This is a genomic window from Albidovulum litorale (assembly GCF_025751495.1).
GTDB classification, from domain to species: Bacteria; Pseudomonadota; Alphaproteobacteria; order Rhodobacterales; family Rhodobacteraceae; genus Albidovulum; species Albidovulum litorale.
Map to the genome: position 1 here is coordinate 645959 of NZ_JAOWKZ010000002.1, position 12368 is coordinate 658326.

Consider the following 12368-nt stretch of genomic DNA (forward strand, 5'->3'; position numbering starts at 1 on the left):
CCTTTCGGATGGATAGGCGGGCAGCGCCCCCGTCAGTTCATGGCAAAACCTTGGGCCCGACCTGATGCGGCAGGCAATAACGCCGCCGTGCTAGGCGATAACGGGACCAAAAACCGGATTGGTTATTGATTAGCCGTCCGTCCCCGAGCAGTGTGATCGCATCATGACGCGAACACTTCTCATCCCCATGGCGCTCGCCGCCGCCCTCGCCGCCGGACCGGCGGTTGCCGGTTGCAAGGTCGAGTACAAGGCCAAGCAGGACGATCCCCTGCGGCTGGATTACGGCACGGTGGAATTGCCGGACAAGGCCTGCGCCTCGAAAGAGGCGGCGGCCGCGGCGCTGGCGCCGAAGCTGAAAAAGGAAGGCTGGACGCTTCTGGCCATTGTGTCCATCCTAGGCTCCAACTGACCGAGCCCGGGAATCCGCGACGTGACCGATACCTCAAGTACGACGAGTGACGCGCTTCGCTCCGGCAACCGGATCGTTGTCTGGGGCATCGTGGCGATTGTCGCGATTCTCGCGCTGGCGGCGGTCCTGCTGTTCATGGCTCTGCCGGATGCCAATGCCTTCAATGCGCGCGTCGAACGGATCTTCGTCGAAAACGACGCGCTGCGCACGGGTGAGCAGATCAAGCTTCTGGAGGTTCTCGCGCAATCCGGCACCGCTTTCTCCGAGGTTCTGGCGAGTTACCGCACGATCATCTTCATCCTTCTGATCTTCGCGACCGGCCTTCTGGTCGCCGCGCTGATCTTTCTCGTCATGATCGTTGCGCTGAACAAGCGCATGGGCGAGATCGAGCGTCAGGGGATTCAGGTGTCATCGCTTCTGATCAGCCGGGCCGAGAACGCGGTCGTGCTGAACAACATGGAATTCAAGCTGACCCCTGCCGCCATCGAGACCCTTTCGGTTCTGGCCGAGGCGCGGATGGATGACGATGTTCTGTCGGGCGCCGAGATCGAAGGCGTCATCTCGGGCAAGAACTCCGCCGATTGCGATGAAAGTGCCGGCGCAATGCGGATCAAGCGGCTGCGCGATGCCTTGGGCAACCAGATGGTCAGCGAATTGCTGGTCAAGAACATCGCCCGGCGCGGCTATATGCTGGCCGTCGACAAGGACGCGATCCGCATGCTCTGACGCGCGGGCGTTGACCTCACTTTCTGTCCTGAAATACTCCGGGAGCGCGAGGGCAGCGCCCTCGCACGGCCCCGGCGGCTCTTGCGGGAATCTGCCCGAGGTCCTATAGGGGCCCTTCCTTTTGCCGGTGGGGGGCGCCCGTGATTCAGACACCCTTCTATCTGATCGACAAGGCGAAGCTGCTTCGCAACATGGAGATCATCGACCGGCTACGCGCCGGGTCCGGGGCGAAGGCCCTGCTGGCGCTGAAATGCTTTGCCACCTGGTCGGCCTTCGACATGATGCGCGACCACATGGATGGCACGACATCCTCGTCGCTCTTTGAACTGCGTCTGGGCAAGGAGAAATTCGGCAAGGAAACCCACGCCTATTCCGTCGCCTGGGCCGATCACGAGATCGAAGAGGCGGTGGGATACGCCGACAAGATCATCTTCAACTCCATCGGCCAGCTCGAACGCTTCGACAATCACTCCGCCGGTATTCAGCGCGGGCTGCGCCTGAACCCGCGCTTTTCGACCAGCGGTTTCGATCTTGCCGACCCGGCGCGGCCGTTTTCACGACTCGGCGAATGGGACCCGGTGAAGATCATGGCGGTGATCGACCGGATTTCCGGCTTCATGATCCATTACAACTGCGAGAACCGGGATTTCGACCTCTTCGATCAGCAGCTGGGCCGGATCGAGGCCGAATTCGCCCCCCTTCTGGAAAAGGTCAAATGGGTCAGCCTTGGCGGCGGCATCCACTTTACGGGTGAGGGCTATCCGGTCGATGACCTCGCAGCGCGGCTGAACGCGTTTTCGGAAAAGTTCGGCGTGCAGGTCTATCTGGAGCCGGGCGAGGCGGCGATCACCAATTCGACCTCGCTTGAGGTGACGGTGCTGGACCTTCTCAACAACGGCAAGGACCTCGCCATCGTGGATTCGTCCATTGAGGCGCATATGCTCGACCTTCTGATCTACCGCGAGAAGGCCAAGCTGCCGCATGAGGGCGAGCACGAATACCAGATCTGCGGCAAGTCCTGCCTTGCCGGAGACATCTTCGGCGATGCGCGGTTCGAAAAACCGCTGAGCGTGGGCGACCGCATCTCGGTCGCCGATGCCGCCGGTTACACGATGGTCAAGAAAAACTGGTTCAATGGCGTCGGCATGCCGTCCATCGCCATCAAGGAACTGGACGGAACGATCCGTCTGGTGCGTGAGTTTGGCTATGAGGATTACGCCTCCAGCCTGTCGTGAGGGCTCGCCCCTCCCTTCCCCTGTCGAAAGAATAAGGAGACAGCCGAAGTGAAAAAGAACGTGCTGATCATCGGCGCCGGTGGTGTCGCGCAGGTCGTGGCGCATAAATGCGCGCAACATAACGATGTGCTGGGCGATCTGCATATCGCCAGCCGGACGAAATCGAAATGCGACGACATCATCGCCTCGGTTCGCGAGAAGGGCGCGATGAAGGTTGCAGGTACGTTCGAGGCGCATGCGCTGGATGCCAAGGATTCCGGTGCGGTCGCTGATCTGATCCGCAAGACCGGATGCCAGATCGTGATCAATGTCGGCACGCCTTACGTGAACATGTCGGTGCTGGATGCCTGCATCGCGACGGGCGTGGCCTATATGGACACCGCGATCCATGAAGAGCCGGACAAGATCTGCGAAACCCCGCCCTGGTACGCGAATTACGAATGGAAGAAGCGCGAGGCCTGCGAAAAGGCGGGCGTGACCGCGATCCTCGGCGTCGGTTTCGATCCGGGCGTCGTCAACGCCTATGCACGGCTGGCCGAGGATCAGTTCCTCGACACCATCAGCGAGATCGACATCGTCGATATCAACGCGGGCTCGCACGGCAAGTATTTCGCGACGAACTTCGACCCTGAGATCAATTTCCGCGAATTCACCGGCACGGTCTATTCGTGGCAGGGCGGCGAATGGCGCGAGAACAAGATGTTCGAGGTGGGAAAGGAGTGGGACCTGCCCGTCGTCGGCAAGCAGAAGGCCTATATGTCGGGCCATGACGAGGTTCATTCGCTGTCGCAGCGCTACAAAGATGCCGACGTGCGGTTCTGGATGGGCTTTGGCGATCACTACATCAACGTCTTCACGGTGCTGAAGTCGATTGGATTGCTCTCCGAACAGCCGGTGACGACGGCCGAGGGGCTGGAGGTCGTGCCGCTGAAAGTAGTGAAGGCGGTTCTGCCCGATCCGGCGAGCCTCGCGCCCGGCTATACCGGCAAGACCTGCATCGGCGATCTGGTAAAGGGGACGAAGGACGGCAAACCGGCCGAGGTCTTCATCTACAACGTCGCCGACCACAAGGAAGCGTTCAACGAGGTGGGTTCGCAGGGCATTTCCTATACTGCCGGCGTGCCCCCCGTTGCGGCCGCGATCCTGATCGCCAATGGCACCTGGGATGTGAAGAAAATGGCCAATGTCGAGGATCTCGACCCCAAGCCTTTCATCAGCGTGCTGAACCGTATCGGTCTGCCGACGCGGGTGAAGGATGCTGCGGGCGACCGGGCCGTCGATTTCGGCTGAGCTTCATCCTCGTGATTTGAACAGGCGGTGCCCGACGGGTGCCGCCTTTTCCTTTGCTCCGCGCCGCTTTAGTCTCGCGCCGGACCGAAGCGGAGCCTTCCATGACACACGACGACGCACAGCGCGCAGCGGGCTTGCTGCACCTGCACCGTGAGACGCTTTCCAAGGGCGATCCGGTGCCGCCGCAGATCACGCTTGCCGCCATGTATCACCTGCCGGGCGACCCTGCGTGTGTGCGCACCTATGGGCGGGCGGACAATCCGAACTGGGAGGTTCTGGAACAGGCGCTCGCTCATCTGGAAAGCGCCGATACCGTTGTCTTCCCCTCCGGCATGTCCGCCATTGCTGCGCCGCTCTTTTCGCTTCTCGGGTCGGGCGACCGGCTGCTGATCCCCTCGGATGGCTATTACACTACGCGGCTCTTGGCCGACCGCTTTCTGAAGCGGCTGGGTGTGACCGTGGAAACGCGGCCGACCGTGCGGATGGAGGACGGAGGATTTGACGGATACCGCCTCGTCTTCCTGGAAACCCCGTCCAATCCGGGCCTCGACCTCTGCGATCTTGCTGACATCACCGCCGCCGTCCGTGCGACCGGTGGGCTGACGGTGGTCGACAACACGACAATGACCCCTTTCGGCCAACGCCCGCTGGACCTTGGCGCCGATATCGTTGTCGCCGCCGATACCAAGGCACCAAACGGGCATTCGGATGTGCTGATGGGTCATGTTGCCAGCCGCGATGGCGAGATCATCGCGGCAGTGAGGGAGTGGCGGAAGCTTTCGGGTTCCATCCCCGGCCCGTTCGAATGCTGGCTCGCCCATCGCGGGCTGGAGACGTTGGAACTGCGGTTCGACCGGATGTGTTCAAGCGCCGCGACCCTCGCGCCCCGATTGGCAGAGCATCCGGCGATCCGTGCAATCCGCTATCCGGGGCTGGACAGTGATCCCTCTCACGGGCTGGCCCAACGCCAGATGACCCGGCCCGGCTTCCTCATCGGCCTGACCCTGCTGTCTGCGGAGGCCGCAGAGGCGTTCATCAATGCCTGCCCGCTCCTGCAGCCGGCCACGTCCTTCGGCGGCGTCCACAGTTCCGCGGAACGCCGCATCCGTTGGGGCGACGCGGTGGATCCCGGCTTTGTCCGCCTGTCGGTCGGCTGCGAGCCGGTCGAGGAATTGTGGAAGGCGCTGAAAACCTCGCTTGACGCCTGCGTTTAACGGTAGGTGTCCTTCGGCCCGCGATCCTCTGAGAGCGATCCCTGCCGCCGGGCGATCAGCGTTTCGATGGCATCGGCCAGATGGACTTCGGCGATGTTGTAATCGCCCTTTGCCAGCCGGATCAGATGCGCCTCGTGCAGCACATCGGCATGGGAGTAACCGAAGGGCGGTTCGAACCGGTAGCTGGCCAACTCCACCAGCAACCCGAGCGGATCGCGGAAATAGATCGAATCCATGAAGCCCCGGTCCTTGACGCCAGAATGGCTGATCCCACGCGCATCAAGCCGTTCGACAGCCTGCGAAAAGACCGCCTTTGAAACGGCGAAGGCAATGTGATGCACCTCGCCCGGCGCGGGGCGGCGCGGCTTCGGGTCGGGTACCCGGTCTTCATTGGTGAAGATCGTGATCAGCCGCCCGTCGCCCGGATCGAAGTAAAGGTGCCCCTCGCCCGGATTGTCGAGATTGGGCTGGTCGAAGACAAAGGGCATTCCCAACGTCCCCTCCCAGAAATCGATGGAGGTCTGCCGGTCCGCCCCCATCAGTGTGATGTGATGTACGCCCTGTGCCTGAAGTTTCCGCATCGCCCCCTCCCGGTCTGATACCCGGTCATCCTAGCAGAGTTCTATGCCCTGAGGTTAGGCCGCTGTTAAGCCCCGGCTGCTAGTCCTGAATCCGGGTGAAAGGAAAGGTTGGTGGGATGGCCGGGCAGAGCAATGCCGCGCCGGTTATCATCAAGCGTAAGAAGGTTGTCGGCGGCGACGGGCACCACGGTGGGGCGTGGAAGGTGGCCTATGCCGATTTCGTCACCGCCATGATGGCCTTCTTCATGCTGATGTGGCTGTTGAACGCGACGACGGAAAAGCAGCGCAAGGGGATCGCGGATTATTTCAGCCCGACGATCCCCCTCAGCCGGGTCTCGGGCGGTGGGGATGGCTCGTTCGGCGGCGACAGCGTGTTTTCCGAGGATCAGATCGCCCAGAACGGCACCGGCGCCTCCAGCCTGAAACCGGCAGAGGAACGCCAGGCGATGGGTCAGACCGGCACCGACACAACAGAAACCGCAGGCGATGCCGCCGCCTTCGCCGAGGAAGTGCGCAAGATCGAAGAGGCGCTGATGGGGATCGGCGGCGAAAGCATGGTCAGCGAACAGGCCGCCCGCCATATCGTGACGCGCGTCACCGACGAAGGGCTGATCGTCGAGCTTTTCGATCTCAACGATGAACCTCTGTTTCTGGACGACACCGACAGGCCCGCGCCGATCCTGACCGAAATGGCCGGGATGCTGACGCGTGTTTTTTTGCTGGTGGAAAACGGCGTCGCGGTGAACGGCCATATAAGGGCACTGCCCGCAGTTCTGCGCGACAACCCGTCCTGGGACCTGTCGACGGCGCGCGCGATGCGGGTGCGGGCGATGCTTGAGGCCGAGGGTCTGGCCCCGCAGCGATTGAAACGCGTCACCGGATACGCCGACCGCAAGCCCGCGTTGCGCAACCCGATGGCCCCCCGCAACAACCGTCTGGAAGTGATTCTCCTGCGGTCCGACGCCTGAAATGCGGGGCATTTGAGTTGTTAGGGCGATGTTAAGCCGCCATGCGCATGGTGGGCGGAACTGACGGACGCAGCAGCAGAAAGGCGGCACCCATGTCCATTTCGTCCTCGCTCAATGCCGGTGTGGCCGGGCTCAGTGCAAATGCCACGCGGCTGGCGACGATTTCCGACAATATCGCGAATTCCGGCACCTATGGGTACAAACGGGTTTCGACCGATTTCGAGAATTTCGTGATCAACCAAGCGCGCGGTGCCGGGACATACTCCGCCGGGGGCGTGCGGGCGGCGACCACCCGGCTTATCGACGAACACGGCGCGCTGGTGGCGACCAATAACGCGCTCGACCTTGCCGTATCGGGGCGCGGCATGCTGCCGGTGACCTCGGCTGTATCCTTAAATTCCTTTTCGGGCGGCGCGCAGCCCCTGATGATGACCACGACGGGATCGTTCCGGCCCGATGCCGATGGCGTCCTACGCACCGAATCGGGCCTCGTCCTGCTTGGCTGGCCCGCCAATGCCGATGGCTCGATCCCGGTCCTGCCGCGCGATACGATTTCGGGCCTGCAGCCCGTCATCATCAATGCCAACCAGACCGCTGGCGATCCGACGACGACGATGAACCTTGGCGTCAACCTGCCCGCGACGGCGACCGAGGCCGGGGCCGGGGGGGCCGCGCTGCCCCTGTCAGTCGAGTATTTCGGCAATCTCGGAACCTCGGATACGCTCGACATCACCTTCACGCCGACGGTTCCGGCATCGGGTGCCTCGAACACCTGGACGATGGAAATCCGCGATTCCGCGCAGGCCGGCGCGCTGATCGGGGAATATACGCTGGTCTTCGACGACACCCGCGCCAATGGCGGTACGCTCGCGTCGGTCACGACCGTGTCGGGCGGCGCTTATGACCCGCTGACCGGGGAACTCGCCCTGACGGTCGCGGGCGGGCCGATGACGATGACGATCGGGCGCTTGGGCGATCCGAACGGGCTGACGCAGCTTTCCGACAGTTTCGCCCCCACCTCGATCACCAAGGACGGCTCACCCGTCGGCAACCTCACCACGGTTGAGGTCGATGAGAACGGCTATGTCACCGCGACCTATGACACGGGTTTTACGCGGCGCATCTATCAGATCCCCGTCGTCGACGTGCCGAACCCGAACGGGCTCATCGCTTTGAACAACCAGACCTTCCAGGTCTCGCCGGATTCGGGGTCGTTCTTCCTCTGGGATGCGGGCGACGGGCCGACGGGGTCGGTCGTGGGCTATGCGCGCGAAGGGTCGGCCACCGATGTGGCCGCGGAACTGACCGCCCTGATCCAGACCCAGCGGGCCTATTCCTCGAACGCCAAGGTTATCCAGACCGTGGACGAGATGTTGCAGGAAACCACGAATATCAAACGCTGATCCGGACGGGTGGGGCCGTAACCGGAGACACTGAACCATGAGCCTTTCTGCCTCTCTGGCCAATGCGCTGACCGGGCTGACCGCGTCGTCGCGGCGGGCCGAGGTCGTGTCCTCGAACGTGTCGAATGCGCTGACCGAAGGCTATGCGCGGCGGGAGATTCACCTCTCACCGCAATCCCTGGGCGGCAATGGCGCGGGCGTACAGATCGACGGCATCACCCGCTCGGTCAATGTGGCCCTTCTGGCCGACCGCCGTCTGGCCGATGCCGAGGCGGGCAATTCGGGGATGCGGACCGATTTCCTCGCGCGCGTCGAAAGCCTCATCGGTTCGCCCGAGGATGCGGGGTCGCTTTCGGCCCGGATCGCGGAACTGGAATCCGCCCTCGTCCAGGCCGCGAGCCGCCCAGACAGTCAGGCGCGGCTGCAAAGCGTCGTCGATGCGGCGAATAGGGTGACGGGGCATCTGAACGCACTCAGCGACGATGTGCAGCAGGCCCGGATGGATGCAGATGACAGTATCGCGAAACAGGTGGAGACGCTGAACGATGCGCTGGGCCAGATCGACCGGCTGAATGCCGAGATCCTCGCCCAGCGCGCCTCGGGCCGGGACGCCACCGCGCTGATGGACGAACGCCAGCGGCTGGTCGACCGGGTGGCCGAGATCGTGCCGGTCCGCGAAGTCCCGCGCGACCGCGACCAGATTGCCCTTTTCACCACCGGCGGCGCGATCCTCCTGGAGGGTAATCCCGCGGTGATCGGCTTCAACCCCGTGGGCGTCATCACCGCCGACATGACGATCGGATCGGGCGCGCTCTCGGGCTTCACGATCAACGGCATGCCGGTGCCCTCGGGCGATGACGGTGTGCTGGGCGGCGGCACTCTCGGCGCGGCCACCGCGATCCGCGACGATCTTGCGACGGGCGTGCAGGCGAAACTTGATGCGCTGGCCCGCGACCTAATCGAACGGTTCGAAACCCCCGCCTTAGACCCGACGCTCGCCCCCGGCCAGCCGGGGTTGTTTACCGATAGCGGCCTGATCCTTGATCCGCTGCTGGAAGAGGGGCTCGCCGGGCGCATCCGGCTGAACACGATTGTCGACCCGGCGCAGGCCGGGCAGCTCTGGCACCTGCGCGACGGGCTGGGCGCAGTGACGCAGGGCAATGTGGGCGATGCGACCCTCCTGAACGCCCTCACTACCGCGCTGAGCGTTCCGCGCGTGGCGTCCTCAGGCAGCTTCATCGGCGCACGCTCCGCCGCCGGGCTGGCCGCCGATGTCCTCTCCGGCATCGCCAGCGCGCGCCAGCAGGAGGAGTTCCGCCAAAGCTACACCGTCGCGCGTCAGGGCGCGCTGACAGAACTGCAACTCGCCGACGGGGTCGATACCGATGCCGAGATGCAGCAGCTTCTGCTCATCGAACAGGCCTTCGCCGCCAATGCCCGCGTTATCCAGACCGTCGACGACCTCATCCAGCAACTGATCGGACTTTGAGCGATGAATTACGTCTCCATAGGCGACATGGCCCAAGCCTTCCAGATGCGGCGCCACAATGTCGAATTGCAGCGCCACCTGTCGCAGTTGACCAAAGAACTGACCAGCGGTGTGAAAGCCGATTTGGCCGGCGCCGTGTCGGGCGATTTCAAGGCACTGGCCGGGATCGACCATTCGCTTGAGACACTGCGCGCCTACAAGACGTCAACGGATGAAGCGGAGCTGTTTACCGGCGCATTGCAGGCCGCCTTCGAAAATGTGCAGGATATGACGACCGACCTCGCCCCCGGCCTTGCCAATGCCGCGACCACCGGTACGCCGCTGATCGTGGAGACCGCTGCAATGGATGCGCGGCAGAAGTTTCATTCGGTTGTGGCGTCGCTCAACACTCAGGTAGCCGACCGGTTTCTCTTGTCCGGCGATGCCACGGATCAGCGGCCGATCCTCGGCTCGCAGGATATCCTTGACGCGCTGATGGTCGCGACCACCGGGCAGGTGACCGGAACCGGCGTCGCGACGGCGGTCGCGGCGTGGTTCGATGCGCCGGTGGGCGGCGGTGGCTATCTCGACATGATCTATGGCGGTTCGGCCGTGCCGCTGTCGCCGTTCCAGATCGGTCCGGGGGATCAGGCATCGATGGACATCACCGCCGCCAGCCCTGAGATCCGCGACATGCTGGAAGCCTTGTCGCTGTCTGCCCTTGTCGCCGAGGGGGTGCTGCCCGGCGACCAGACCGGCCGCGCGCTGCTGGTCAAGACCTCGGCCAATGCGCTCTTCTCCGCGAATGACGAAATGGCCGATCTGCGCGCGCGCCTTGGCGCGGCCGAAGGGCATATCGCCGACGCGGCCACCCGCAACGCCGCTGAAAGCGCCGCGCTGGAGATTGCCCGCACGAAGATCATCGCCGCCGACCCGTATGAGACGGCCAGCGCTCTTGAGGCGGTCCAGACCCAGATCGAGACCCTTTACACCCTAACCGCGCGACTCTCGCGCCTGTCACTGGCGGATTATCTGAGATGAGATTTCTTCTGGCGGTTCTTATCTGGGCTCTTGCGGGCATGGCCGTGGCCGCGCCGATCCGGATCAAGGATCTGGTCGAATTCGACGGGGTCAGGGGCAATGACCTGGTCGGCTACGGCCTTGTCGTCGGGCTGAATGGCACCGGCGACGGCATCCGCAACGCCCCGTTCACCGAGGAGATCATGTCGAACATCCTCGAACGGCTGGGGGTGAACGTGACGGGCGAAAGTTTCCGGCCCAAGAACGTGGCCGCCGTCTTCGTCACCGCCACCCTGCCCCCCTTCGCCCGCGCGGGCAGCCAGATCGATGTGACCGTGTCGGCCATCGGTGATGCGAAAAGTCTTTTGGGCGGCACGCTGGTGATGACGCCGCTCAACGCCGCCGACGGTGAGATTTATGCCGTAGCGCAGGGCACGATCATCGCCGGCGGCGCCTCGGCCGAGGGGCAGGCGGCGAGCGTGGTGCAGGGCGTGCCGACCTCGGGTTCCATCCCCTCCGGCGCGCGGGTGGAACGCGAGATCGCCTTCGATTTCGGCGGGCTGAACGCGGTGCGCCTCGCGCTCCGCAGTCCCGATTTCACCACGGCGGGCCGGATCGAACAGGTGATCAACACCGAGTTTGGCCGCGCGGTCGCTGTGATGACCGATGCGGGCACCGTTGCGGTCAATATCGGCGCGACCCGAATGGGATCGCCCGCCCATGCGCTGGGCCGCATCGAAAACCTTCTGGTGGAACCGGAACGCCGTGCGCGGGTCGTGGTCGATCAGCGCTCGGGAACGATCGTCATGGGCTCGGATGTCCGCATCAGCCGGGTCGCGGTCAGCCAGGGCAACCTGACACTCAGGATCGAAGAGCAACCGGTCGTGGTGCAGCCCAACCCGTTCGCAGAGGGCGACACGGTTGTCGTGCCACGCTCATCCGCCGGGATCGAGGAAGAGCCGGGCATCGGCATGGCCGAGATCAACGAAGCCTCGTCGCTTTCCGAAGTCGTCGCGGGCCTGAACGCGCTGGGCGTGAGCCCGCGCGACATGATCGACATTCTTAAGAGCATCAATGCGGCGGGCGCTCTGCATGCCGAATTCGTGGTGCACTGATGACCAAATTGGGATGGGCCTCCTGAAGGCAGTACCGAAGGTTTGTGCGGGACAGAGTCCCGATCAGAGGAACTCAGTCGGGCTCCCGGCCAACACGCAACCCTGTAAACGGACGCAGGGACACCAAGGATCAGGTCGGGGATTCGCGCGCGTGACACCTGCACGTGTCGTCTGGTCCCGACGTATCCGAACGTGCGGGAGGACGGCGGATCAGAAATAGCTCCTGACCAGCGCACCCGAGATCAGCGTCCAGCCATCGGCGACGACAAAAAAAGCGAGCTTGAAGGGCAGCGCCACGACTGCTGGCGGCACCATCATCATCCCCATCGACATCAGGACAGCGGCGACGACCAGATCGATGATCAGGAACGGCAGGTAGATCAGGAATCCGATCTCGAAGGCCCGGGCGATTTCTGACAGCATAAAGGACGGAACGAGGAGTGAAAGTGGCGCCTCCCGGGCATCGGCAATCCCGGTCGTTTCCGGCCGCAGAGTGGCGAGCGACAGGAACGTGTCGGCCTCGATCCGGGCCGCCATGAAGGTGCGGAACGGCGCGATGCCGCGGTCAAACGCTATCGGCAGGTCGATCGTCCCGGCAATCAGTGGCTGAACACCGGCCACCCACGCCTCGGAAAAGACAGGCTCCATGATGAACCATGTCAGGAAGAGCGCGAGAGACACGATGAGCATATTCGGCGGCGATTGCTGAAGCCCGATCGCCTGACGCAGGATCGACAGCACCGTCACGATGAAGGGAAAGCAGGTCACCATGATCGCGAGGCCCGGCGCAAGGCTGAGGACCGTGACCAGAGCGATCAGCAGCAAGGACTGGCCGGTCAGTGTCTGGTCGCCGAGATTGAGGTTCAGATCCTGTGCCGATACCGGCACGGTGGATGCCACCAGCGCGCATGTGGCCAGAACCGCGATCCGCATCATGTC

At 63.6% G+C, this 12368-nt stretch carries 12 protein-coding genes; 10 read left to right on the plus strand and 2 right to left on the minus strand.

The genetic code is table 11. The features are described 5' to 3' along the window. The first annotated feature begins 163 nt into the window (after positions 1-163). The 5 genes from OEZ71_RS09000 (at position 164) to OEZ71_RS09020 (ending at position 4874) form a co-directional block, all read left to right on the plus strand. Positions 164-409: a hypothetical protein gene (locus tag OEZ71_RS09000; protein WP_263739611.1), complete on the plus strand. Its 246-nt coding sequence runs from the start codon at positions 164-166 to the stop codon at positions 407-409. 21 nt (positions 410-430) lie between these two features. Further along, positions 431-1135, plus strand: coding sequence for a helix-turn-helix domain-containing protein (locus OEZ71_RS09005; RefSeq protein ID WP_263739612.1), 705 nt, complete (start codon positions 431-433; stop codon positions 1133-1135). Between the two features lie 140 nt (positions 1136-1275). Beyond that, positions 1276-2370, plus strand: coding sequence for a carboxynorspermidine decarboxylase (locus OEZ71_RS09010; RefSeq protein ID WP_263739613.1), 1095 nt, complete (start codon positions 1276-1278; stop codon positions 2368-2370). Positions 2371-2418: 48 nt separating this feature from the next. Then, the gene (locus OEZ71_RS09015; protein ID WP_263739614.1) at positions 2419-3660 is read left to right on the plus strand and encodes a saccharopine dehydrogenase family protein; all 1242 of its coding nucleotides are present in this window, start codon (positions 2419-2421) and stop codon (positions 3658-3660) included. Between the two features lie 101 nt (positions 3661-3761). Beyond that, the gene (locus tag OEZ71_RS09020) at positions 3762-4874 is read left to right on the plus strand and encodes a cystathionine gamma-lyase (protein WP_263739615.1); all 1113 of its coding nucleotides are present in this window, start codon (positions 3762-3764) and stop codon (positions 4872-4874) included. Here the strand turns inward: OEZ71_RS09020 and OEZ71_RS09025 are convergent. Further along, positions 4871-5455 (minus strand): VOC family protein, encoded by a 585-nt coding sequence (locus OEZ71_RS09025; RefSeq protein ID WP_263739616.1) that lies wholly within the window; start codon positions 5453-5455, stop codon positions 4871-4873. The genes OEZ71_RS09020 and OEZ71_RS09025 overlap by 4 nt on opposite strands. 116 nt (positions 5456-5571) lie before the next feature. Between OEZ71_RS09025 and OEZ71_RS09030 the strand changes: the two genes are divergently transcribed. The 5 genes from OEZ71_RS09030 to OEZ71_RS09050 all read left to right on the plus strand — a co-directional run bounded on the left by OEZ71_RS09030 (position 5572) and on the right by OEZ71_RS09050 (position 11429). Beyond that, the gene (locus OEZ71_RS09030; RefSeq protein WP_263739617.1) at positions 5572-6423 is read left to right on the plus strand and encodes a flagellar motor protein MotB; all 852 of its coding nucleotides are present in this window, start codon (positions 5572-5574) and stop codon (positions 6421-6423) included. Between the two features lie 92 nt (positions 6424-6515). Next, the gene (locus OEZ71_RS09035) at positions 6516-7826 is read left to right on the plus strand and encodes a flagellar hook protein FlgE (protein ID WP_263739618.1); all 1311 of its coding nucleotides are present in this window, start codon (positions 6516-6518) and stop codon (positions 7824-7826) included. Between the two features lie 37 nt (positions 7827-7863). Further along, complete coding sequence (flgK, locus tag OEZ71_RS09040; protein ID WP_263739619.1) at positions 7864-9315, plus strand: flagellar hook-associated protein FlgK; 1452 nt, start codon at positions 7864-7866, stop codon at positions 9313-9315. Between the two features lie 3 nt (positions 9316-9318). Continuing rightward, complete coding sequence (locus tag OEZ71_RS09045) at positions 9319-10335, plus strand: flagellin (RefSeq protein ID WP_263739620.1); 1017 nt, start codon at positions 9319-9321, stop codon at positions 10333-10335. Next, the gene (locus OEZ71_RS09050; RefSeq protein ID WP_263739621.1) at positions 10332-11429 is read left to right on the plus strand and encodes a flagellar basal body P-ring protein FlgI; all 1098 of its coding nucleotides are present in this window, start codon (positions 10332-10334) and stop codon (positions 11427-11429) included. Before OEZ71_RS09045 ends, OEZ71_RS09050 begins: the two co-directional genes overlap by 4 nt. Positions 11430-11639: 210 nt before the next feature. Here the strand turns inward: OEZ71_RS09050 and fliP are convergent, their stop codons facing one another. After that, on the minus strand, positions 11640-12365 hold the full coding sequence (gene fliP, locus OEZ71_RS09055; RefSeq protein ID WP_263739622.1) for a flagellar type III secretion system pore protein FliP: 726 nt from the start codon (positions 12363-12365) through the stop codon (positions 11640-11642). Positions 12366-12368: the final 3 nt, after the last annotated feature.